The organism is Streptomyces sp. bgisy130 (assembly GCF_057708345.1).
In genome coordinates, this window is record NZ_JBYISA010000062.1 from 1 (window position 1) to 22,417 (window position 22,417).

19 protein-coding genes and 1 pseudogene are annotated in these 22,417 nt (G+C 69.8%); 12 read left to right on the plus strand and 8 right to left on the minus strand.

The genetic code is table 11. From position 1 onward, the window contains the following. The 5 genes and pseudogenes from AC3EUV_RS36495 to AC3EUV_RS36515 form a co-directional block, all read right to left on the minus strand. Positions 1–100 (minus strand): annotated as a pseudogene (locus tag AC3EUV_RS36495) (IS5/IS1182 family transposase); the annotation flags it as partial. A gap of 81 nt (positions 101–181) precedes the next feature. After that, positions 182–1,021, minus strand: a complete 840-nt coding sequence (locus tag AC3EUV_RS36500) for an IS5 family transposase (RefSeq protein WP_435604768.1) — start codon at positions 1,019–1,021, stop codon at positions 182–184. A 260-nt stretch (positions 1,022–1,281) separates the two neighbouring features. Then, positions 1,282–1,563, minus strand: coding sequence for a hypothetical protein (locus AC3EUV_RS36505; protein WP_432146794.1), 282 nt, complete (start codon positions 1,561–1,563; stop codon positions 1,282–1,284). Then, complete coding sequence (locus AC3EUV_RS36510; protein WP_432146797.1) at positions 1,560–2,114, minus strand: SigE family RNA polymerase sigma factor; 555 nt, start codon at positions 2,112–2,114, stop codon at positions 1,560–1,562. The genes AC3EUV_RS36505 and AC3EUV_RS36510 overlap by 4 nt, the downstream gene beginning before the upstream one ends. Positions 2,115–2,158: 44 nt before the next feature. Further along, complete coding sequence (locus AC3EUV_RS36515) at positions 2,159–3,700, minus strand: sodium:solute symporter family protein (RefSeq protein WP_432146793.1); 1,542 nt, start codon at positions 3,698–3,700, stop codon at positions 2,159–2,161. 163 nt (positions 3,701–3,863) lie between these two features. Here AC3EUV_RS36515 and AC3EUV_RS36520 point away from each other — a divergent pair, with 163 nt between their 5' ends. The 4 genes from AC3EUV_RS36520 to AC3EUV_RS36535 all read left to right on the plus strand — a co-directional run bounded on the left by AC3EUV_RS36520 (position 3,864) and on the right by AC3EUV_RS36535 (position 7,448). After that, on the plus strand, positions 3,864–4,082 hold the full coding sequence (locus AC3EUV_RS36520; RefSeq protein WP_432146792.1) for a DUF3311 domain-containing protein: 219 nt from the start codon (positions 3,864–3,866) through the stop codon (positions 4,080–4,082). A gap of 90 nt (positions 4,083–4,172) precedes the next feature. Further along, complete coding sequence (locus tag AC3EUV_RS36525; RefSeq protein ID WP_435604769.1) at positions 4,173–6,272, plus strand: carbon starvation CstA family protein; 2,100 nt, start codon at positions 4,173–4,175, stop codon at positions 6,270–6,272. After that, positions 6,269–6,457, plus strand: coding sequence for a YbdD/YjiX family protein (locus tag AC3EUV_RS36530; RefSeq protein ID WP_435604770.1), 189 nt, complete (start codon positions 6,269–6,271; stop codon positions 6,455–6,457). The genes AC3EUV_RS36525 and AC3EUV_RS36530 overlap by 4 nt, the downstream gene beginning before the upstream one ends. 127 nt (positions 6,458–6,584) lie before the next feature. Beyond that, a complete protein-coding gene (locus AC3EUV_RS36535; RefSeq protein ID WP_435604771.1) occupies positions 6,585–7,448 on the plus strand; it encodes a hypothetical protein in 864 nt (287 codons plus the stop codon). A 1,113-nt stretch (positions 7,449–8,561) separates the two neighbouring features. Here the strand turns inward: AC3EUV_RS36535 and AC3EUV_RS36540 are convergent. Beyond that, positions 8,562–10,721 (minus strand): KAP family P-loop NTPase fold protein, encoded by a 2,160-nt coding sequence (locus AC3EUV_RS36540; protein WP_435604772.1) that lies wholly within the window; start codon positions 10,719–10,721, stop codon positions 8,562–8,564. A gap of 201 nt (positions 10,722–10,922) precedes the next feature. Here AC3EUV_RS36540 and AC3EUV_RS36545 point away from each other — a divergent pair, with 201 nt between their 5' ends. The 5 genes from AC3EUV_RS36545 (at position 10,923) to AC3EUV_RS36565 (ending at position 16,022) form a co-directional block, all read left to right on the plus strand. Continuing rightward, complete coding sequence (locus AC3EUV_RS36545; RefSeq protein WP_435604773.1) at positions 10,923–11,324, plus strand: hypothetical protein; 402 nt, start codon at positions 10,923–10,925, stop codon at positions 11,322–11,324. Further along, positions 11,288–12,268, plus strand: a complete 981-nt coding sequence (locus AC3EUV_RS36550; protein WP_435604774.1) for an AAA family ATPase — start codon at positions 11,288–11,290, stop codon at positions 12,266–12,268. The genes AC3EUV_RS36545 and AC3EUV_RS36550 overlap by 37 nt, the downstream gene beginning before the upstream one ends. Positions 12,269–12,349: 81 nt before the next feature. After that, complete coding sequence (locus tag AC3EUV_RS36555; protein WP_432146784.1) at positions 12,350–14,173, plus strand: Mu transposase C-terminal domain-containing protein; 1,824 nt, start codon at positions 12,350–12,352, stop codon at positions 14,171–14,173. Beyond that, on the plus strand, positions 14,173–14,916 hold the full coding sequence (locus AC3EUV_RS36560) for an AAA family ATPase (protein WP_432146783.1): 744 nt from the start codon (positions 14,173–14,175) through the stop codon (positions 14,914–14,916). Before AC3EUV_RS36555 ends, AC3EUV_RS36560 begins: the two co-directional genes overlap by 1 nt. Continuing rightward, a complete protein-coding gene (locus AC3EUV_RS36565) occupies positions 14,913–16,022 on the plus strand; it encodes a hypothetical protein (protein WP_432146782.1) in 1,110 nt (369 codons plus the stop codon). Before AC3EUV_RS36560 ends, AC3EUV_RS36565 begins: the two co-directional genes overlap by 4 nt. A 33-nt stretch (positions 16,023–16,055) precedes the next feature. Here the strand turns inward: AC3EUV_RS36565 and tpg are convergent, their stop codons facing one another. Then, a complete protein-coding gene (gene tpg / locus AC3EUV_RS36570) occupies positions 16,056–16,679 on the minus strand; it encodes a telomere-protecting terminal protein Tpg (protein WP_435604775.1) in 624 nt (207 codons plus the stop codon). A 499-nt stretch (positions 16,680–17,178) separates the two neighbouring features. Here tpg and AC3EUV_RS36575 point away from each other — a divergent pair, with 499 nt between their 5' ends. Both AC3EUV_RS36575 and AC3EUV_RS36580 read left to right on the plus strand, forming a co-directional pair. Further along, on the plus strand, positions 17,179–17,760 hold the full coding sequence (locus AC3EUV_RS36575; RefSeq protein WP_432146780.1) for a hypothetical protein: 582 nt from the start codon (positions 17,179–17,181) through the stop codon (positions 17,758–17,760). Positions 17,761–18,547: 787 nt separating this feature from the next. Further along, the gene (locus AC3EUV_RS36580; protein WP_435604776.1) at positions 18,548–19,123 is read left to right on the plus strand and encodes a hypothetical protein; all 576 of its coding nucleotides are present in this window, start codon (positions 18,548–18,550) and stop codon (positions 19,121–19,123) included. 50 nt (positions 19,124–19,173) lie between these two features. Here the strand turns inward: AC3EUV_RS36580 and AC3EUV_RS36585 are convergent, their stop codons facing one another. Then, entirely contained in the window at positions 19,174–21,678 is a 2,505-nt protein-coding gene (locus AC3EUV_RS36585; RefSeq protein ID WP_435604777.1) for a helicase associated domain-containing protein, read from the minus strand. A 215-nt stretch (positions 21,679–21,893) separates the two neighbouring features. On the opposite strand from AC3EUV_RS36585, the gene AC3EUV_RS36590 reads away from it, so the two are divergent. Continuing rightward, positions 21,894–22,181, plus strand: a complete 288-nt coding sequence (locus tag AC3EUV_RS36590; protein ID WP_488187995.1) for a hypothetical protein — start codon at positions 21,894–21,896, stop codon at positions 22,179–22,181. The last annotated feature ends 236 nt before the right edge of the window (positions 22,182–22,417 follow it).

Here is a 22,417-nt window from a genome sequence, read left to right on the forward strand (position 1 = left end):
CCCCACCACCCTGCGACCGCACCTTCGACGGCGGGATCAACGGCTTCGCGATCTCCCACAGACCGTCCGGAACAATCCAACTCCACGTACCCCGCCCCATACACAGACCAACGTCCGCCTCACCACATAGGACACGGTCTTAAAGAGCGTTTTGTCCTGGCGGGGGTGTTTGGTTCGGGCTTCAGGTGTCGCGCCAGTTCAGGGTCGATTCTCGGGTGAGGCGTCGGCTTATGAGGTCGACCATCGCGAGGTTGATCATGGCCTCGGAGCGGTGGGGGTGGGTTTCGTAGTCGCGGGCGAGTCGGCGGTGGTGCATGAGCCAGCCGAACGTCCGCTCCACGACCCAGCGTCGGGGAATGACCTTGAAGCCCTTCTCCGCGGGGTCTTTGCGGACGACTTCGACGTCGATGCCGAGGCTGGCACCGTGATCGATGACTTTGGTGCGGTAGCCGGTGTCGGACCATGCTTTGGTGACGCGGGGATGGCTGGAGGCGATGCGGTCGAGGACGTGGATGCCGCCTGCATTGTCGGAGATGCTGGCCGCCGTCACCCAGATGGCCAGGAGGAGGCCGAGGGTGTCGACCCCAATGTGGCGCTTGCGACCTGCGATCTTCTTGCCTGCGTCGGTGCCCTGCCCGGCGGCTGGCACATTCGCGGAGGTCTTGACGCTCTGGGCGTCCAGCATGCAGGCGCTCGGCTCGGCGTCCCGGCCTTCCCGTTCCCGCACGAGTCGCCGCAGCAGGCCGTTGAGCTGGTCGAACACGCCATCCTTCTGCCAGGCGGCGAAGTACCCGTAGACGGTCTCCCACGGGGCGAAGTCGTGCGGGAGGTAGCTCCAGGGAATCCCGGTTCGGTCGACGTGCAAGATCGCGTCCATGATCCGCCGCAGATCATGCTCGGGCGGGCGCCCGATGTCCAGGCCCCTGCCTCTGCGCTCAGCGCGCCAGGCTGTCACGGTGGGCTCTATCAACTCCCAGCGTGCATCGGACAGGCCACTGGGATATGGCCGGCGTCGAGGCATGTTTCGGTAGTACCGCCGACCGGCGCATGGAGACAGGGCGCAAACAGGGGTGGACGGGGGCGCCTTGGGATCAGACAGGAGTGAAGGGGGCGAAACGGGCCCCGACGCGTCGTCGCATGACACACCAGCCACAAGAGTCGTCCACGGCCGCAGCAGCCCAAGACGATCGACTACCTAAAACGCAACCAAGCACCCTCGCCAGGACAAAACGCTCTTTAAGAGGCCGTTTTCTCAGCGATGGGAAGGCGGCCTTCGCCATGTCAGCCCGCCCCGCCGGGGACCGCCCCCGCGGCGCTGGAGAAGATGACGTCAGGACCGGTGGGGGTCTGATTGAGGACCCACAGGCCAATCAGCGTGGCCAGGGTGAAGACAACGGCGATCAGTACGGCGAGGACGAGCCGGCGCTGGCGCTCGCGCCGCAGCCACTCGCCGCGGGCCGTGCGATAGGCGTCGGGCGTGGCAGGTACCCCCACTCCGTCCGCCATGGCGGCCAGGGCCGCCTGGAGCTCCTTCTCGGTCCGCTCCGGACTGGTGCCGTTCATCGCCAGCCCTCCATGGTCTTCGTCAGGGCGGCTAGGCCGCGTGCGGTGTGTGTTTTGACCGAGCCGCAGGAGATGCCCATCGTGGCGGCGATCTCTTTCTCCTTCAGCCCGAGCCAGTGGCGCAGGACGAGTGCTTCGCGCTGCCGGGCCGGCAACTGCTGGAGCGCGTCGATCAGCACCCGCTGGTCGTCGTGGAGGATAGCGGTGCTCTCGGCGGAGGCGACGACTTCGTCCGGCGGGTTCTCTACGTGCCTGCGGGCGACCTGGAGGTGACGTATGCGCATCCGGGTCAGATTGCACACGGTGGAGCGCAGATACGCCTCCGCCGCCTCGGCGTCCCGCAGCCGCTGCCACTTCCGGTAAATCTGGTAGTACGCCTCGGCCACCACGTTCTCCGGGTCGTCGGCGCCGAGCAGGACGGCGAGGCGCAACATCGAGGCGTAGTGCAGCTCGAAGAGGCGAGCGACGCCGGTCTCGCGTTCCGGGTCGGCTGGGTCGCCCACCACAGGGGCGAGGGTCTCGGGCGCAGTCGGCGGTCGCGGCACCGTCAACGGAGTGCTGGTCGGCACCGGCAAGGGGGTGCTGGTTCTGCGTCTCACGGGTTCTTCGCTTCCGTCTCGGGGTGCCGCCTGAGGTTCAGGCGGGACGGCAGGTCGGTCGCGTCGGCGCCGCGCGGGACGCCGAGACGTTCGAGGACGGGGGTGCTGGCCACGGCGACGGTCAGATTGAGCAGCAGGGCCGCGAGCCCGGCGTAGATCTCCAGCGGTCCGGAACCGAGCGGCACGATGGACGAGAAGCCCTCGCGCACGACCAGGTAGGTCCCGGCCGCCATGCCCGCGCCCCACCCGGCGAGCAGCGCGCGCGGATGCAGCTGCCCGCTGAACAGGCCGATCGCCACGGCCGGGAAAATCTGCAGGATCCAGACCCCGCCGAGCAGTTGGAGGTTGATCGCGTCTTGGTCGCGCAGCCCGAACACGAAAGCCACAGCCCCCACCTTCGCGGTGAGCGAGACGGCCTTGGCGATGCGCACCTGCCGCTTGGGCGTGGCCGTCGGGTGCACGTACTCGACGTAGACATTGCGTACGAAGCTGCTGGCGGCCGCTATCGACATCACCGCCGCCGGGACCAGCGCCCCCACGGTGATCGCTCCGAACACCAGCCCGGCCAGCGGACCCGGCATCAGCCGGTCCACCAGCATCGGTACGGCGGCCTCGGCGCCGCCCTTCGGTGCGCGCACGCCCGCAGCGATCGCCGCGATGCCGAGGAAGCCGAAGAGCGCGAGCAGCCCGGTCCAGGCGGGCAGGGCCACGGAGACCTTGCGCAGGGTGCGCGGTCCGCTGGCGGCGAACCCGGCGGTCAGCACGTGCGGGTACATCAGCAAGGCGAGCGCGGAGCCGAGGGCGAGGGTGGCGTACGCGGGCTGCTGGGCGGGCGAGAGCAGCAGTGCCGGGCCGCCGAGGCGGCGCGCGGCGCCGTCGAAGACCGGGGCCGGGCCGCCGAGCCGTTCCAGGACCAGCCAGGTGACCGCAGTCAGCGAGACGAAGACGGCGACCGCCTTGAGCGCGGAGATGACCGCCGGCGCCCGCAGTCCGTGCCGGTACGTGGCCATCGCCAGCCCCGCAAACAGCGCCACCATCACCAGGTCCCCGACCGCGCCCCGCGGATACACACCCCCGGCCGTCAATACCGCCCGTATACCGAGCAGTTGAAGCGCCAGATACGGCATCGTCGCCAGGATCCCGGTCAGCGCGACCACCAGGGCCAGCGACGGTGATCCGTACCGTCCGCGCACGAAGTCGGCGGCGGTGACGTAGCCGTGCCGGCGGGCCACGTCCCACAGGCGGCTCAGCAGCACGAAGGCGATCGGGCAGACGATCACCGTGTACGGCACCGCGAAGAGGGCGGGTGCTCCGTTGCCGTAGGCGAGTCCCGGTACGGCGGTGAAGGTGTACGCGGTGAAGATCGTGCCGCCGAGCAGGAACCAGGTCCACACGGGGCCCAGGCTGCGGTCGGCCAGCGCCCAGCCCTCCAGTGAGGGCAGCCGGTCGCGCGGCTGCAGACGGCGCGCGGTGACGGCGAGCAGCGACGCTCCGCCGATCACGGCGAGGAACGTAGCGGTCATGGCGCTGTCGGCCATGGGTCACCGTCCTTGGTGTGTGCCTCGCGGGAGAGTTGCGCGGGCGGCCGGAACGGAGGACATGGAACCGGAGGGAAATTTCCCGGAAATTCGCTGTCAACCGGTTCCGGGGGGTGGGCAACTCTTGCACAGACCGACAGCGAGCGGGAGAGGGGCGCAGGTCATGGCACGGAACGGTCATTACCGGCTACGTCGCGTCGCGATTGCCGTACTGCTCCTCGCGCCCGCCGCAGGCTTGCTGTGGGTCCCCTGGTACGCCGGCGCGGAGCCGCGGCTGGCGGGGACGCCGTTCTTCTACTGGTACCAGCTCGCCTGGGTGCCGGGGTGCGGCCTCTGCCTGCTCGCGGCGTATGCGCTGACGGACCGACATCGCCGCCGCTGATCCCAGCGCACTTCTTGTCACACCTCCAGGTGAGGAGCCGCCATGCCCGCGTCCGCCCTCCAGGCGCCCGAAAAGCCAGAAAAATCACGCATGTCACCTCGGTCGGTCCTGTTGTGGGCCACTGTCTCCCTGCTCGGTGCGGTCGCCTGGGGTGTTCTCGCCCTGGCCCGGGGCGAGAAGATCTCCGCGGTCTGGCTGGTGGTTGCCGCCCTCGGCTCGTACGCCATCGCCTACCGTTTCTACTCGCGCTTCATCGTCCGCCGCGTACTGAAGCCGGACGACCGCCGGGCCACCCCCGCCGAACGCCTCGAAGACGGCGTCGACTTCCACCCCACCGATCGCCGGGTGCTCCTGGGGCACCACTTCGCCGCCATCGCCGGCGCCGGACCGCTGGTGGGTCCCGTCCTCGCGGCCCAGATGGGGTACCTGCCGGGCACGCTCTGGATCGTGGCCGGGGTGATCTTCGCGGGCGCGGTGCAGGACATGGTGGTCCTGTTTCTGTCCATGCGGCGGGACGGCAAGTCGCTCGGGCAGATGGCACGGGACGAGATCGGCCTGGCGGGTGGGGCGGCGGCCCTGATCGCGGTGTTCGCCATCATGATCATCCTGCTCGGCGTGCTGGCCCTGGTCGTCGTCAACGCCCTCGCGCACTCCCCATGGGGCACCTTCTCCGTCGCCATGACAATCCCCATAGCGCTGTTCATGGGCTTCTGGCTGCACCGGATCCGCCCGGGCCGGGTCGTCGAGACCAGCTTCATCGGCGTGGCGCTGCTCCTGCTGGCGATCGTCGGCGGCAGTTGGGTCCAGGACTCCTCACTGGCCTCCGCCTTCACCCTCAGCCCGACGTCCCTCGTCTTCTGCCTTATCGGCTACGGCTTCGTCGCCTCCGTGCTCCCCGTGTGGATGCTGCTCGCTCCGCGCGACTACCTCTCCACCTTCATGAAGATCGGCACCATCGCGCTGCTCGCGGTCGGTGTGGTCGTGGCCGCTCCGGTCCTGCACGCGGACGCGGTCAGCAAGTTCGCGACCTCGGGCGCGGGCCCGGTCTTCGCCGGCTCCCTCTTCCCCTTTCTCTTCATCACGATCGCTTGTGGCGCGCTGTCCGGCTTCCATGCGCTGGTCGCCTCCGGTACGACGCCGAAGCTGATCCAGAAGGAGTCCCAGGTCCGCATGATCGGGTACGGGGCCATGCTTATGGAGTCGTTCGTCGCGATCATGGCGCTGATCGCCGCGGCGACCCTGGAGCCGGGTCTGTACTACGTGATGAACGCGCCCGCGGGGCTCCTCGGTACGACCGCCGAGTCGGCGTCCCACGCCGTGGCGGGCCTCGGCTTCACGATCACTCCCGACCAACTGGCGCACGCCGCAAGCGCAGTTGAGGAGCAGACGCTGATTGCCCGGTCCGGCGGAGCGCCGACCCTGGCCGTTGGCATGTCGGAGATCTTCTCCGGCGTCTTCGGCGGTAGCGCCATGAAGGCATTCTGGTACCACTTCGCGATCATGTTCGAGGCGCTGTTCATCCTGACCACGGTCGACGCGGGCACCCGTGTCGGACGCTTCATGCTCCAGGACATGCTGGGCAATGTCTGGAAGCCGCTCGGCCGGGTCAACTGGAAGCCGGGCATCTGGCTGTGCAGCGGACTCGTCGTGGCCGCCTGGGGTTACTTCCTCTACGTCGGCGCCACCGATCCCCTGGGCGGAATCAACCAGCTCTTCCCCCTCTTCGGCATCGCCAACCAGCTCCTGGCCGCCGTCGCCCTCACCGTCTGTACGACCGTCCTGATCAAGTCCGGGCGACTGCGCTGGGCCTGGGTCACCGGCACCCCGCTGGCCTGGGTGGTCGCGGTCACCTACACCGCCGGCTGGCAGAAGATCTTCTCCGACGACGCCAAGGTTGGCTTCTTCGCCCAGCGCACACGGTACGCCGACGCCATCGACGCCGGGCAGGTGTTCCCGCCCGCCAAGACCATCGACGACATGCACACCGTCGTCACCAACTCCACCGTCGACGGCGTCCTCATCGTACTGTTCCTGCTGCTGGTCGCCGTAGTGATCGTCAACGCGGCGGTGGTGTGCGTACGGGCCGTACGATCCCCCCTCCCGCTCCCGACGACGGAGGCGCCGTACGTCGAGTCCCGCATCGAGGAGCGCGAGCGGAGTGCCGAACCGCTGGTGGGGGCTGGCTCATGAGTGGCCTGCGCTGGGTGCGGGCGGTGCGCTGGTATCTGCGCGAGCTGACCGGAGAGGCGGAGTACCACCGCTACTGCGCACACCAGCGCCGCCTTCATGCCCAGGCTCCCGTCCCGTCGCGACGGGAGTACGAGGTGCTGCGCTCCCTACACCGTGAGACCCACCCGCAGAGCCGCTGCTGCTGACGCACGGATCGCAGGGCGGGCGCGGCTTCCGGCCCCGACCCGCCCCACGATCCCCGTACGCCGGCAGCCTCCCTCCAATGCCTGCCCGGGCGCCTGCCTTCGGCCAGACCACGACGGCGAGACCACCATGCTGAGACGTCGATCATCCCTGCTCGTCCGCCCCGAACTCGATGACCACGCCCTGCACGTGACCCTGGCCGAACTCCGCCCCGCACAACAACTGCCAGGGCTCGGCGCAGGCCACAGCCGCCCCTCCTGGGATCCGGTCGCCGCGCTGCTGCGCGACACGGGGCACGACTGGGACCGCAGGACGCACCGCTTCTCCGTACTGGCGGGCGGCCTGCCGGCCGCGGTCTCCGAACGATGGGCCGACGATCGCCCCGACGACGGAGACGCCCTGGTGCTGCGCGCTTTCGTCCGGTCGGCGCGGGCCGCGGTCGACGGACGGGCCGCCGCCAGGCAGGCCGAGCAGGCGTGTCTGCGCGCCGCCGCGGCCTGTCCCGAGGACCCGGCGCCGTGGCTGGCCCTGATGGACCTGATGTACGCCTTCGCCGTCCCGGTCAGGGACGCCGTGCCAGTGTGGACCGAGGCCGTCACCCGGGCCCCGTGGCACCGAGCCGCCCATCACCGCCTGTTGCGGTATCTGTCCCCGCGCGGACACGGCGCGGTGTCCGAGATGCTGGACTTCGCCAGACAGGGTACTGAACGTGCCCCGTACGGGTCACCGCTCGCCCTGCTGCCGGTGGCGGCCCGCGTGGAGCTCGTCGCCCACCGTCAGCGGCAGGACTCGCTTGTCGCTCTCGTTGCCGATGGCCACTGGAACGAGCCGCGGGCGGTGGAGGAGACCGACGCGGCCCTGCACCGATGGTTCCACACCACCACCCCGCCGCACGCCGAGGCGGTCACCGACCTCAACCTCCTCGCCTTCGCCCTGACCCGAACCCGCCGCCCGTCCGAGGCAGCCCCCGTCTTCCGTCGCCTCGGCAGGTAGATGACACCTCGTCCATGGAACCTGGTGCCCGACGCGGAGCGCACCTTCCTCTACTGGAGGAGCCGCCTCGCCTGACGCCGGCAGAGTGAGAGGCGGTCTCGCTCGTAGGATTCAGATGGTGAGCGATGACGAGGGCTATCTGGAGAAGAGCCCCGTAGCCGCACGGATGGGGAAGGCGACCGACCCACCCTCCGCCGTAGACCGAAAAACGGAAGACGGACGGGTGGTCGCCCTGATGGCGCGGACTCAGCAGTGGTGCAGCCCGTTCGGTCATTCTTTGCCCCCGGCCGCATGGGTTCGTGGCTTCGGGATGCCGAGGTCGTGTGACGGAGCAGTGATCTTCAGGGGGCTGGACTGCTTTGGTCTGGTGTTTCGTCTTTGGAGTGGGACTCGGGACGGCTGAAGCGGTTGCGTTCGGATGTGATGAGCGTGAACTGGGGGTGCGTTCGGTTTGGTTGTTCGGGCGTTTGGCCTGCAGTTCAGTAGTTATGTGGGATTGATCTTGGCTTTCTCGTAAGTGTGGTGGCGCGTCTTTAGGCGGCTGGGCTCTTTGGGCTCTCTGGGGCTTGGGGGTCTGGATGATGCCGGTCAGTGGCGTGTGTGGGTGAGGAAGACGCGAAGTGGGTCGTTGGCGTTGGGGGTCAGGCGGGCGAGGCCGAGCCGGCAGGCGATGAGAGCGAGGGCGTCGTTGGTGGTGCTATGTGGCCGGTTGGGGAGGGTGGTGAGTGTGCGGGCGAGGGCGACGGTTTCGGGATAGGTGACCAGGTCGCGTGCCAGGAGGGTGGGGGAGGCGTTGCCCGTGGTGGTCAGGTGGGGGTTGGCCGCGCAGAGCTGGGTCAGGCGGTTGTGCCAGCGGTGGGTGAGGTGTTGCTGGTGGTCGTGCCAGCGGGTGGTGATGGCGCGCGCGGTGGTCCAGGCGGTGTGAGTGGGCGGTGCGGTGGCAGCGGGTGGGCGTCAGCGGAATAGCGGGTGGATGTCCTGGCAGCGGGTGCAGGGCGGGGCTGTGGTCGCTGTCATGGGGTGACCAAGCGGCTGCTGTTTTCTGACCTGTGTGGGGTGGGCCGGCTGTTGTGGGGGTGGCTGTTGCTTTGGGTGGACTGGGGGTGCGGGGGGTCAGGAGGGGGTGCCGGTGGTGTCGGGGGTGGTTTGGGGGTGGTCGGGTCGGCGGTCGCGGAGTGCTTGAAGGATGTTGGTCTGGTGTTGGTCGGTGGGGGGTGGGGTGTCGGGGGAGTTGTTGAGGAGGGGCGTGAGGCGGGTGTAGAGGGCGTCGTGGGTGAACAGGGCGTCGAGGCCGGCCCAGGTGTCGTTGTCGATGAGGGGGAACGGGAACTGCTGGGGCGTGATGAGTGTGGCCAGGAGCGGGAGGAGTTCCCATCCGTGGTCGAGGCGGTTGTGTAGCCAGGTGCGGATGCTGGCGGGGTCGGTTTGGCGCCACATCCAGATCAGGGTGCTGTCCTGGTCGGTGAGGTCTGGGGCGGATCGTTGTGCGGCTGGTGCGATGTCTTCGGCCAGACGGCCGGTGAGGGCGTCGCGGGCTTGTGCGGCCCACGGTTCGGTGGTCGTCGTGTGTTCGGAGGCGGTGTCGTCGGGGTTGGTGGCGCTGTGGAGGGTCCGGGTGGCCAGGACTGCTCCGTCAGGGGTGGTGGCCATGGCGGCCACGACGGAGGGGCGCTCTTCAGGAGGCAGGTCGAGGAGGAGGCTGGGGGTGAAGGAGCGCACCCGCCGGTCGGCGCCCAGCAGGCCCATCGCCTCGGGCTGTGCGGTCAGTTGGCCGTAGTTGTCGGCCATGGCCTGGAGCAGCGCGGCCGCGGGTACCGGGGTAGCGTCGGCGCGCAGTTGGTCGATGCGCCGGATGATGCGGTGGGTGTCTTCTCTGAGCCGGAGCAGCAGTTGTGCGGCCTCATCGCCCTCAGTCCCTGCTGCGAGCTGGGCCAGGGCCTGCTGGAAGACGGCTTCTGTGAGGTCGTCGGCGGGGACGGTGAAGACGACGTACCGGTCGAAGTAGTCCTGGCTGCCGATCCCGCGTCGGCGGGCCGCGGCGTGGGGGGCGCTGCCGTTGCCGATGCTCTGCTGGACTGCGGGGAACAGCAGGGCCAGCAGCGCGAGCGTTCCGTCGAGGTTGTCCTGGGCAACGCCGGCGTGGCGCAGACGTTCCTTCCATCGCTCGGCGTGCTCACCGGGTCTGGAATCGCGGTGCAGCGCCGGGTCGATGCTGGTTCCGGTCAGTTCGGCGCGGTGGCGTCCCAGCATCCGGTAGACGCCTGGCTCGCTGGTCCGCAGGAAGGTGACGATCAGGAAGTCGACGATGTCGACTTCCCCGGCCAGCGAGCCGAGCGTCGCGTCGGCCTGCCCGAAGTAGCGTTTGATGGCCCGCGGGGTCCTCAGCCGGTCCTGGAGGTGGCGGAAATAGGCCTCGGAGAAGCGCCGTTCCTGTTCCGGAGTCATGGACACCGCATGGGAGTCCAGCAGTGCGTTGAGGAGACGCGTGGTCATGGCGGCGATGTCGCGGTCACGGAAGGCTGGTAGGTCGAGCCGGACCTGAATGAGCTTCTCCAGGAATTCCTGGGCGCGCTGGTCGTTCGAGCCGACGAGGTCGGTTCGCTGCAGGACGTCCAGTAGGGTCTGCTCGTCGAAGCTGATCAGGTAGTACACGTTCGGCAGGTGGCCGACCAGGCGGATGAGCTTGAAGCCGACCAGGAGTTCCTCGGGGGCGAGCCGGTCGAGGTCGTCCATGACCACCAGAACCGGCAGGCCCGCCTGCCGCAGCGCCGTCTCGGCGGTGCGTTTGGCGGCCGAGGCGCTGGTGTCTCCGGCCACGCGTTCGGCGACGAGCTTGATCAGCTCCGAGGAGTCCAGGCCGAGTAGTCCGGTGAGCTTTCCCAACGGACTGACCGCCTGGCCGAACGCTCCGACCCTCCTGCGCAGCTCGGACCACTGGCCATCGTCGGGAAGGGCGGCGCGGATCTCGCTGAACAGCGCCAGTGTCAGTGATTCGAGGTCCGAGTACATCCACGGGTTCAGCTCGGCGACCGACCACACGCTGGTGCCGGCGCCGCCGACCGCGTTTTTGAGGTGCTGGATCGCCATCTGCAGGATGGATGACTTGCCGGAACCCCAGGGGCCGATGAGCGCGAGGACTCCGGACTCGCTCTGCTCGCGCACCTGGTGGAGAAGTACGACGGCATGTCGGGCGTACTGCTGGCGCCCCAGCAGGTCAGGAGCGACGGCGCTCCCGTCGACGGGGTCATCGTTGAAGAAGCGCTCACCAGGCATCGGCCCATCCTGCCCGACAGCGCAGCGTCTCCGGTCTGGGATCGGTAACGACGTGCAGACCGGCTGCTGTCATGGGGCGACCAGGTGGCTGTCACGGTGCGGCTAGCAGATTGCGGTCCGGCTGTGTTGGGTTTGCCGGTCTTCGTGTGGAGGGGCGGCCGGGGCGGTGGGGTTGGCCTTGTGACGGGTTCGGGAACCCCAGTGGGGGAGACAGTGCCTGGTCCGGCTGGTCCGGCTGGTCCGGCGCAGGCCGGGCGGGTGGAGCGGGCGGTGGTGGTGCGGCGGCTGCTGGCGGTGGACCGGGGTGAGGGCGGTCTGTCGTCGTTGCATGTGCGGATCGCGGCCGGTTTGGCGGGGGTGACGGAGCGGACGGTGTGGCGGTGGCTGGCCGACGGACGTGAGGGGCGGTTGGAGGCGCGGCCGCGGCAGGGCGGGTTCGTGGTGGGCGACGCCTTGTGGGAGGTGCTCACGCAGGCTGGCGGGAACGTCGCCGAGCTGCGCCGCAGGATGCTCCGGGCGCAGGACGAGGGTGTGCTGGAACGCTGGGGGCGGAGTTGGTGCCGTCCTTGGCGACGCTGCACCGTGCGATCAAGGACGAGCTGAGGGCGGGCCGGGTGCTCCAGGTCGCCCGCGCGGCGTCGGGCCGGGTGGAGCCGAGCCGGTACGACCGGGCACTGGCCGAACTCGGCTTCGCAGATGGTGCGAACGGCCCGCCGGTCATGGACGGCTCGGATGCCGAGCCGTCCCGTACGGAAGGTGAGGAACGGCTCGGCGCTGTGCAGGCTGCTGCGCGTGCCCGGGTGTCCGGCGGGGTGCGCCTGTATGCGCCGGGAGCGCGGCTGGTGTCCACGCGGCAGGTGGCCGGGGTGGTGGAGGCGGTGGGGCACACGGTCGCCGCGCGGGGGATCGGCTGCGTGTACGGGGACACGGGACTGGGGAAGACGGTCGCGGTCGAGCAGGCTCTGCACCTGCTGCCTGCCCGGGTGCCGGTGTGGCGGGCGGTGGTGGGGGTCAGGCCCGGGCTGCCGCAGGTGCGGGCCGCGTTGTGCGAGGCACTGGGGCTGCCGCCGGGGTCGCTGACCCACCGTGCCGGACCGGCCGACCAGGCGCTGGCGGAGGCGCTGGCCGAGTCGGGTGTGCTGTTCCTCGACGACGCGCAGCGTCTGTCGCCGCCGCTGCTGGACTACCTGCGGCAGCTGTGGGACTCGCCGGGCTGTGCGGCTGCCCTGGTGCTGTGCGGGGCGGGCAGCGAGCGGGCGCTGGCCCGGGCCGCGGCGATGCGTTCCCGGGTTCTGACCTGGCACCAGGTCAGCCGCCTCGACACGGAGGACGTGCCGCGGACGCTGGGTCTGTTCCACCCGGTCTGGGAGGACGCGGATCCGGCCGGCCTGGTGCGGGCGGATGAGCAGACCGCCCGCGGCAACTTCCGTACCTGGGCGAAGATCACCTCGCATGTCTGTGCAGCCCGGGGCCGCGACCCCGGTGCGGGTGGGCTGGATCGGGACGCGATCGACCAGGCCTGCGCCCGACTCGGTCCGTACCCATGACGGCCCCTCTCACGTGCCCGGAGCACACCGGTTCCGACGGCAGAGAACCTCACCCCGTTCGGCGAGGAGGGAAACGGCGCGATGACGGACAGCGGACCGCAGGACACCAGCGGCGGCCACGGCGTTGACGCGGGAGGGCAGTGGCCGCCACCGCCGGGGGATCCGGCCGGCGTGCTCGGAAAGCAGTCGCTGGTTGCGCTGCGGGCGCCTGCGGTGCGCCGCCTGCTGGCGCTGCGGGCCCGGGGCGGTCTTTCGCGGCAGCACGTGCGGCTGGCGGGGGAGTGCCTGGGGGCATCGGAGCGCACGGTGTGGCGGTGGCTGGCTGAGGCGTCCCAGAGCCCGGCGGCGGCTGCGCACCCCGGAGCCCGCCACACGAGCAGGTTCGAGATCACCGCGGAGATCCGGGTGCTGCTGGCGTACTGGCACGGCAACGCCTCCGCAGTCCACCGCCAGCTCGTGGAGCGCGCCGCAGCCGAGGCCGGGGGCGTACCAGCACATACGTCCGGCGCTGCTGGGCCCGTCCCGCCCGGCCTGGTGGCTGTTCCGGGCGGGGCAGCCCTGTCGCAGGTGCCGCTGCTGGATCCGGTCCCGTCCCTGTCGACGTTCCTGCGCGCGCTGCGCCGCGATCTGACGGCGGGGGAGCGCGCCGGTCTCGCCATCGGACCGGAGGCAGCCCGCGCCCATGACGTGTTCGGCAAGCGGCCGGCGTCATGGCGCAACCACGCCTGGGAGACTGACCACGTCCAGGCCCCGCTGCTGGTCGACGCCGACGGCGACCTGGTGCGCCCGTGGATCACCTGGTTCATCGACACCGCCACCAAGGTCATCACCGGTACCGCTGTCACCCCGGGCCATCCCTCCCGCGCGTCGGTACTGGCTGCCTTGCGCGCCGCAGTGGTGCGGGATGAGCCCTACGGCCCGGCCGGGGGAGTGCCGGAGCTGGTGAGGGTGGACCGGGGCAAGGATTTCCTGTCGGCTGCCGTCACCACCGCGCTCGGCGCGATGGGCGTGACGGTCAAGTACCTGCCCGCCTACAGCCCGCATCTGAAGGGCACGGTGGAGAGCCTCAACCGGGCTGCGGACCGGATGCTGTTCGCCGCCCTGCCCGGCTACACCGCCGGGCAGGGCGGGCCGCGCTCGGAGCGGCGCGGACGTACCGCGGGGGCGCTGTCCGCCCTGTCGTTCCAGGACTTCACCGCAGAGGTCCTGGAGTGGACGAACTGGTGGAACACCGCGCACCGCCCGAAAGCCCTGTCGGGCCGTACGCCGCTGGAGGCGTGGCAGGCCGATCCGACCCCTGTCACCGACATCCCCGCCGCCGACCTGTGGGCCTTCACCCTCGAGGACGACGGCCGGCCCCGGAAGCTGACCAGCCACGGCGTGAGCTGGCGCGGCCGCACCTACACCGCCGCGTGGATGACCGGCCAGGCCGGCCGCCAGGTCCGCGTGCGCTACATGCCCCACCACGACCACGAGATCGAGGTCTGCGACGCCCGAGGCCGCCACCTCGGCCCGGCGCACCTCGCGGACGCGGCCACCCCCGAGCAGCTGCAGGCGCTGCGCGAGGCACGCGCGGAGCGCGCCCGGCGCCTGCGTGCCGACGCGAAGGCCGCCGAACGCCTACGCCGCCAGCGATTCGCCCCCACCACCAGCGCGGAGCCCGCCCAGCGGCTGGGAGCCGTCACGGCCGCCCAGGCCGAGCATGAACTCGCCGCCGCCGACTACACCGACGTCGCACGGCTGGCACTCCCCGACCTGATCCCGCCCGCCCCGCCTCCGGCGCACTGGCGCACCCCGCCCGCCCTTGCGGCCGACACAGCGCCACCCCCGCCCGCCTCCGCTCCAGCCGACCCGTCGGCGGACGTTGCGCCGGAGCCCGACTCCCGACCCGCAGGAGACGCCTGATGACCGCGGCCACCTACCAGTACGTCGACCTGCCCGACGCAGCCGTCGTCACCACCCGGGCCCTGCTCACCGCGCGGGAGAACATCACCGACACCGTCGCCGCACGCGCCATGATGTGCATCCACGGCGGCGCCGGTCACGGCAAGACGCTCGCGGTCAACACCTGCCTGCGCGAACTCGAACCGGGCGAGGATGTCCGACGGGTCACCTTCCGCGCCCGCCCCACCGCCCGGGCCGTGCGCTACGAGCTGTTCACCGCCCTCGGCTTGCCCGGCGAGCCGCCCCGCCACCCCAGCGAGTTCGACCGCCTGCTGAAGAACGCCCTGGCCGAACACCCCCGCACCTTCCTCGTCGACGAGGCCCAGTGGCTCAATGGCGAGGCGTTCGAATACTTCCGCTACCTGTGGGACGAGCCCGCCACCCGCTTCGCGGTCGTCTTCGTCGGCGGCGAGGGCTGCCACACCGTGCTGCGCCGCGAACCGATGCTCTCCTCCCGCATCTTCATCTGGCAGCACTTCACCCGCCTCACCCCCGACGAAGTCCAGCAGGTCATCCCCCTGTTCCATCCGGTGTGGATCGACGCCGACCCCGACGACATCGCTTTCGCCGACAGCCACGCCGCACACGGCAACTTCCGTGCCTGGGCCCAGTTGACCGCCCACATCCGTACCGCGCTCGCCCGCACCGGCCGACCCCGGGCCGACCGGGAACTGCTGCGCTGGGCCTTCAGTCGCCTCGCATGACCGCCACGCCACCGCCCGTCACCGTGGTCATCGACCGCCATGACAACGTGATCCACACCCGCACTGCCCTGGCCGCCCACCATCCGCCGTCCGGCCGGATCACCCTGCACCCCGGCCCGGGCACCACCAGCGAAACCGGCCTCGCCCACGACCTCCTCGCCGCACTCGGCAAACCGCCCCTGCTCCCGGGCCGCTTCCCCGGCGGCCGTCAGCCCGCCTGGGAAGCCGCCACCGCCTGGATGACCACCCTGCCCGTCACCCGGCTGACCGTCCTACGCGCCCACCGCCTCACCGCCCGCCGCACGACGAGCCTCCTCCAACTGCGTGCCGCCACCGGTATCCACCTGACCCTGGTCTGCCATCGTCCTCACCTGCCTGCCGCACTGCACCAGGCCCTGCGGACGGCCGACTACGCCCTCACCACCGACTTCGATGCAGCCCGCCGCCACTACTACGGCACGCCTGTCACCGAACCCCCACCGGCGGACGAGCCCGCCGGGCCGGCCAGCCGGTGGCTTACCCTGCCCGCACTGGACCGCCTCGTCTCCTACGACAGCCCCCGCCCCTGTACCGACCCGTGCACGCCGCCCCCGATCGCCTGGAGACACCGCCCACCGCCCGTGCCTCTCACCGCGCACACCGCCCAGCAGGTCGCCCACCGGCTGCACGCGGCGACCGCACATCCTCGCCTGGCCGCGGCCGTCGCCACCGCACTGTTCACTGGCGCCTCCCTCCAGCAACTCGCCACCGCAAGCCCCCGCGACTACGACAACAACGCCGCGGCCACGCTCGCCCTGCACGACCGCGCCCGCTACACCGACGGCTGCGCCGCCCACCCCGTACCGCCCTGGGCCGGCGTCTTCCTGCGGGCCGCGGTCTGCTTCGCCCGGCTGATCTCCAGTGAGGACCAGGAGCTGCTCGTCGCGCCCGGTGACCGTGGGCACCTGCTGCGCGCGGCGGAGACGGCCAGGCTGCGCCCGCCCCAGCCGCCCGCGGCCCGCCGCCAAGGCCCGGCCGGGCGTGTGGAGTGGGACTGGCGCGAGCGGCAGGAAGCCGAGAGGTACGAAGCGATGCCGACCAGTCGCGTCAGATCCTCACGACGCTGAACACCCTCACGTGGTTTACGCGACGGGGCAGGCTCAGCCGATCGAGAAGTCGGCGAACTCAATGTCGCTGAAGGCGATGTGCAGACCGTGGGCGCGGCGGCCCCCGTTACGGAAGTAGGCGTGCCCCAGCGCGCGGGCGAGGATCACCGTCTGATGCTGCTCGCCCGCGCTGGCATCCTGGGCGGCGAACAGCTCCCGAGCTACCTCTCCCGGCAGGTCCTGGGTGATCCACCGCACCCGCGGATCGTCCGAGGAGCCTGCAGCAGCCGCGAACCCGAATCGCGCACGGGTATGGAAGACGAACCCTTCCGCCTCAGCCTGGGCACGCCGACGGGCCCGTACCCGGGGCTGCCACCGAACCAGGACTGCTTCCTCTATCGCCCGAACCTGCGTTGGGCCCGGGAGACGACGCGCCCCTGACTTCTTCGTCACCCACCGCTGCACGGTGCGCTGCGACACCCCCAGCATGGCGGCCACCCTCCGGGTGGAACCCCGATGCGCTGCCAGCAGAAAGCGCAGGCGGGCCTCGGTGCTTGAGGGAACGGGCCGGGTACGCAAAGCGCGCTCCAAACCCTGCTCGATCTGTCCCACGCCTGCCTCTCGAAGCGGCCAGCCGACAAGGCCAGCACCTGCAGTCCGTCGCGTCACTTCTCCCACGTCGTCTTCCCCTGCCTGCCAGTTTCTGCATTCTCGGGACAGCGCTGGCTGACGCAAGCTAAAAGCCCTTGAGTGACAAGCTGGCGGCGCGGGTCACGACGGACGTCGTCGGCATCCCGGTGTTGTCCTTCTGCTATCGAGCCCCGAGAAGGGCGAGGCGGGAGAGCTCCGCCGGATGAGAACTGGCGTGATCCTTCGACTGCGCCTCGTCCGCGACGTCGTCCGGCACCCACATGAGCCGGACGACCTGTACGCGGACAACGCCACCGCCTCGCCGTCGCCGACGAAGGGTAGAGCTGGCGGCCGAGCCGGTATCCTGCCCGCAGGGCTGACACCCTGGGCTTCGCCGACGCCCACACCGCACCCGGACACCCACACTGCCCGGAACACTGGTGGAAGGTCTTCCGGGATCAACGGACCGCTTGACGAGCACCTTGAGGATCCATCGAGCCGGGGTTGCCGTGTGGGGGCGAGGACCCGGTGCCGAGAGGACCCGTCCATGACCAAACGCACTACCGAGCAGCAGCGCGCCCGCGAACTCCAGCGCACCGCACGCGAGCAGGGCACACACTTCAGCTACCACGAAGCCCTCAACTGGGTACGCGCCACCGCCGAGGCGCAGGCTGAGCATCCAGATGAGACCGTCGTCTTCGCACCGCACGCGGCCTGCATCATGATCTTTGACGCGGACGAGGACCCCGAGTACATCCGCGACTCGATCACACCGATCCCCGCAGCCGAGGTCGAGCTCGCCAACGAGCTGACCCAGCGGAGAAACGCTCTGGTGAGCGACCACTCCAAGGCGCAGCTCGTAGCCATGATCCGAAACAGGTGGGGTGTTCCGATCGCGGATCTCGTACGCTCCACAAAGCAGGAGCTCGCCAACGATCTTGTGGACCGCGAGGACAGCCGCGAGCGCTACGAAGCGTACGGGCGGGTGGCGCTGATCAACGGCAAACCAGCGCGCAACTCACGACCCCATTGCGGAGGCAGCGGCTGCTCCGGCCACGACAGCGCGACGCCCTGGCCGGAAACACGCGCGCGCTTCCGTGCCCAAGAGCCCTGCATCGTCGCCCAGTAGCTTTCACTGGGTCGCCAGCCTATAAGGCCCGCCCCCGTTCTCGCTCTGGGGCACTGAAGGCCACCCCGGAAAGGCCGAAGCCGCCCGTACGCGCGCTGGCAGCTGGAACTTCGGCTGACCCGACGACAGCAGGGCCGGACGAGATCATCCTGTCCGGCCCTGCTGCTCACCAGATGGAGCGGATGTAAGGCCCGCCGAACGAGGGCGCAATCGTTCCAAGGCTGTTGTTGGTCCGGGTTGGCGTCAGCGGTTGTGGAGCCAGACGCCGCCGTACGCCACGAGGGCGCCTCCGGCGGCAGTCGCTGCGCCGCGGAGCAGGTAGAGGCCGGCCTCGTCGCGAATCCGTCGTGCGCGTGCCGCCCACCGGGACGTACTGGGGGGTTTCGGTGCCGAGGTCGGGCCCGTAGTCTCGGTCATGGACTTGCGCTTCTCCTTCATCGGGGATGTTCGGTCTTCTGCAGACGGCTCCCTGCCCACCAGGGGGCCGTCGCCGTTTCCGGTGACGGCACTGCCGTTGTCCACCTGTTGAGACATCACTGCGTCCCATGGGGCGGATGACACCAACGAAAGCACCCCGAATAGCGCTCTGACCAGCGAAAACAGCGCTTTGCTCAAGAAGGTTTCTCTGTGCTTTTACAGGGCGAACCATGCAGAAGTGTGTCTTCCTGAGGCTTTGACGGGGGTCCTATTGGTCGATGGTGGTCCCTTCTTGCTTTTGATGGGTGTCATGCCTGGCCCAAGCTAGGCTGTGCAGGTTCAAGTGGGCTGTAATGAGCGGGAGTTAGGCGTGCCCCAGATTCTGCGAATGCCGAGCGAGGATGAGCTCCCGCGCGGGCCTAAGAGGATCTTCGTGAGTGAGCTGTTCACCTACTTCCGCGCAGCAGGGCGCCCCTCACCGGCCAGCATCGCGGCAGCCGCCTCTCAAGGGCCTCAACCCGCCCGCGTAACTGTGAGCCGTGAAACGGTCCGCCGGCTCCTCAAAGGCGAGACCACCAGCACATGGCCCAAGGTGAGAGCGGTGCATGAGGTTCTCTGTCAGATGGCAGACCACGACCCGACGTGGAGGAGATTCTCTGACTCCTCCGACTACGACGAGGACAACGACACCCGCACCCTTCGCGAGTACATCCGCGATCTGTGGAATAACGCTGTTGACGGCGTTGAGGTGGATGACGGTCCCCCTCAGCTAGCGCCGGTTCCGGAGCCGACACCGCCGCCCGCCCCGGCGGGAGGCTGGGGAAGCAATGCGTCCTCAGGGGGGTGGGGCGCTTCGCAGCAGCCGCAGGATGATCCTTGGGCCACCGGAACGCCACAGAAGAAGACCAGCAGTCAGCAGGTGTACAGCGACGAACCTCCCTTCTGAGCACGGACGACCCGGTCTGCCCGGCACCCGTGCGACCGGGACCGCTGTGACTACGCCCACCGCATCCCGATCGCGGACAGCTGCTCCACCCGCTCCGGGGACAGCGTCGCGGCCCGGCTGCGCTGGTTCCCGATCCACGCTCCGAGCCGGAGCTCCCGCTCGTCCTGGTCCTCGCCGACGATCCGTTCGACGTGCTTGCGCGGCACCCATAGGTGTCCCTCGCGCTCGTAGAACTGTTTGGCGGCCTCGTAGTTCATCGCCCATTTGTCGGCCTGTGTACGGCGCGGGGGCGGTTTCTCGTCCTCGGCTGCGGGCTCGATTCCGAGGACCTGCTGGCACATCCACTGCTGCACGGTCGTCAGGTTGTCCCAGCCGAGCCGCTGCGTCCGCACCCATCGGCCGAGGTCTTCGCCCTGGTGCACGACGTCGCCGGGCTCGGTCGGCAGCGTGCCGCCGGCCTCCTCCAGGTGGAGCCGGACGAGGTGGAAGGCGCGCTGCCATGCCACGGGCCAGGTTGGGCACCAGGAGGGGTCGATGTCCTCCAGCTGCTCGCGTCGCTCGTCTGACAGTGCCCCGGCCGACGACTTTACTGGCAGGCCCTCGGCCCGTCGCTGCTCGATCTCGGCTGCCTTGCGGGCGGCGGCCCGCGCGTTCTTCAACCAGATGCCTACCCGGTAGCCCTGGTGCGTGGCGTCCAGCGGGGCCAGGAGGTGCCCGTTCGTCTCGGCCCACCCGCGCGCGGCGGACAGGCCCTCCTCCCACGCGACGTCGAAGTGCGACCACACCATGCCCAGCTTCTCCAGCTGCTCGATGCGGTCCTCGTCCATGTCGCCGCGGGCGTAGAAGCGCCGGTTGTCGGCGATCCACTGCCCGAGGGGGAAGTTGGCGAGTGAGGCCGGCCACCCGACCCCTTCCGCCTCTTCACCCTCGGGCACGCGGTAGGTGAAGGGCACCTTCAGGTCGCCGTGTGCGCGGGCGAAGATGACGGCGGCCTCCACCCCGCGCCGCCAGTGCTCGTGCTCGGGGTTGAGGACCCGCAGGTTGATGAACGCCGCCAGCTGCGCCGGGTCGCGCGGCGTGCTGAACTTCAGCAGCTTCCGCGCGGACGCCGACGGCCCGCCGGACCCGTTCCCCTCGCCCCCGCTCTCCTGGCCCTGCGCAGCCTTCTGGACGGGCTTGTAGGCGCTGGGAGCCTGCTGCTGCGCCAACTGCTCCACCACCCGGGCGTCATGCGCCCTGAGCGCCTCCAGCAGCTTCGCCAACCCGCCGAACGCCCGACTGGTGAGCATGTTGTCCGCCGTCTCGCGGGGCCCGAGCAGCACCGGCACCACGAGGGAGGCGACCTTGCCCTCGCCCGGGTGCATCCGCAGCGCGCGGCCGACGGCCTGGACGAGGTCGGGCATGGAGCCGCGCACGTCTGCCCAGTAGACGGAGTCGCAGTTCTTGGTGTCGACGCCTTCGCCCAGCACCTTCACCGAGCCCAGGAAGCCCTTCTCCACGACCGTGCCGTCCGTGGCGATCCCGGCCGCGAACTCCCCGAGGACCCGGCGCCGGTGGTTGGGCTTGTGCTCGCCGCACAGCCAGTCCGCCCAGATCGTGCGCGGGTACAGCTCGGGGTCCGCGGCGTGCAGCTGTGCGGCGACGTCGGGGAGGCCGGCCGCGTACGCCTCGGCCTCCTTCACGACGTGGTGGAAGACGAGCGTGCGCCGGAACCCTTCCTCCGAGGACGCCTTGAGCAGGGCGGTCTGAAGGGCTGCGAGCCGGGCCCCGCGGACCTGGTCCGAGCGGCCCTCAGAGCCCAGGAGCTGCGCGGCCTGGAGCTGGGTGTCGGTGATGTCCACGCACACCACCTGGTACGGCGCGCAGATTCCCCGGTCGATCGCCTCGGACAGCGTGAGGGTGTAGCAGCGGGCCCCGAACGGCCCGTCCGGGGCATCCTCCATGCTCGCCACCAGCTCGCCCGGCGCGCCCTCGGAGTCCTCGTCCAGCTGCCACAGTCGGGGCGTGGCGGTCATGTAGAGGCGGCGCAGGGACGGGATGCGGGTGTTGTCGTGGATGACCGCCCACGGCTTGCCCAGCCGACCCGACGTCCGGTGTGCCTCATCGACCACGATCAGGTCCCACCCCGGAAGGCCGGCCTGGTGCGCGCGCTCCAGCGTGCCCAGCCCGAGGGAGGCGTACGTGGCGAACACCGTGACCTTGGCGAACGGTCGCACCCAGTCGACCAGCTCATCCACGTCCGTGGTGTTGGGGAAGGACACGTCCTCGCCCCGCAGGGACGAGACCCCGATCATCGGGCCTCGGCGGCCTCCTTCGCGCCACGCGGCCTCGGTCTGGGCGAGGAGGTCCAGGGAGGGGACGAGCACCAGCACACGGCTCGTGTGGAGCTCCTCCGCGCTGCGGACCGCCACCCAGGTCTTCCCGGATCCGGTCGCCATGATCACCTGAGTGCGGAGCCCTCGCTCAGGCACACGTGATCTTGCAGGCAATTCCAGTGCACGCAGAACGGCATCGACGGCTTCCCGCTGATGAGGGCGAAGCTCTTTTTCTGCCATATCCGGTCTGCTTTCTCCTGGTTGACGGAGGGTCGGGTCGGGCGAGGAGCAGCGGGAAGCCCGCACGTAGATTCCTTCGAGCAACTCCCGCGAAAGATCGGTTCCGGAGAGGCCGACAGAGCCCCGGACGTCCTATAGGTGGAGCATTCTGGTTCCAGAGTCTATCTGCTAGAACTTTTGAAGCAAATAGCTCAGGTAAGTCATCAAACACCGCAGTGACCAGTATGCTCACCGACATGGTCAGAGCAAAGAACCCGCTGCCGGAGCCAGGCGCTGACAACGGCATAGAAGACGTCTCCCTCCTCATCCTGGAATGCCTCGGAGAACAGGGAATCAGTGCCCTCATCCGATTCGGCGCGCAGCGCCCCCGCAACCCCTGGACCTTCGCCGCAGCAGGCGGCGAACTGACCCACCCCATACGCAATGATGCGCCATCAGCCGACAAGTGCCTGAGCAACGGACTCGCCCTCATACGCCAGCAAGGCATCAGCGTCCCACTCTGACCGACCCCAGACCCCTAGCCAGCTGCCCGCTTCAGCGGGCCGGCCTGAGGGAGAAGCCCGAAGGCCAGGGGAGCGAAGCGACCCGGTTGCGCGAAGCGCACTCAGATCCCAAGCGAAGCGCGGGATCTGACGGCCCGAAAGGGCCGGCCTCGGCGAAGCCGAGGCAACTGGGGTGCGCAGCACCCCAGACCGACCCGCGGAGCGGGTCGGAACCACCGAGCGGAGCGAGGTGGCTC

Coding starts and splice junctions, on each gene's coding strand:
- AC3EUV_RS36500 (WP_435604768.1), bottom strand. CDS start 1,021: ATGCCTCGACGCCGGCCATATCCCAGTGGCCTGTCCGATGCACGCTGG.
- AC3EUV_RS36505 (WP_432146794.1), bottom strand. CDS start 1,563: ATGAACGGCACCAGTCCGGAGCGGACCGAGAAGGAGCTCCAGGCGGCC.
- AC3EUV_RS36515 (WP_432146793.1), bottom strand. CDS start 3,700: ATGGCCGACAGCGCCATGACCGCTACGTTCCTCGCCGTGATCGGCGGA.
- AC3EUV_RS36520 (WP_432146792.1), top strand. CDS start 3,864: ATGGCACGGAACGGTCATTACCGGCTACGTCGCGTCGCGATTGCCGTA.
- AC3EUV_RS36525 (WP_435604769.1), top strand. CDS start 4,173: ATGTCACCTCGGTCGGTCCTGTTGTGGGCCACTGTCTCCCTGCTCGGT.
- AC3EUV_RS36530 (WP_435604770.1), top strand. CDS start 6,269: ATGAGTGGCCTGCGCTGGGTGCGGGCGGTGCGCTGGTATCTGCGCGAG.
- AC3EUV_RS36535 (WP_435604771.1), top strand. CDS start 6,585: ATGCTGAGACGTCGATCATCCCTGCTCGTCCGCCCCGAACTCGATGAC.
- AC3EUV_RS36540 (WP_435604772.1), bottom strand. CDS start 10,721: ATGCCTGGTGAGCGCTTCTTCAACGATGACCCCGTCGACGGGAGCGCC.
- AC3EUV_RS36555 (WP_432146784.1), top strand. CDS start 12,350: ATGACGGACAGCGGACCGCAGGACACCAGCGGCGGCCACGGCGTTGAC.
- AC3EUV_RS36560 (WP_432146783.1), top strand. CDS start 14,173: ATGACCGCGGCCACCTACCAGTACGTCGACCTGCCCGACGCAGCCGTC.
- AC3EUV_RS36565 (WP_432146782.1), top strand. CDS start 14,913: ATGACCGCCACGCCACCGCCCGTCACCGTGGTCATCGACCGCCATGAC.
- AC3EUV_RS36575 (WP_432146780.1), top strand. CDS start 17,179: ATGACCAAACGCACTACCGAGCAGCAGCGCGCCCGCGAACTCCAGCGC.
- AC3EUV_RS36585 (WP_435604777.1), bottom strand. CDS start 21,678: ATGGCAGAAAAAGAGCTTCGCCCTCATCAGCGGGAAGCCGTCGATGCC.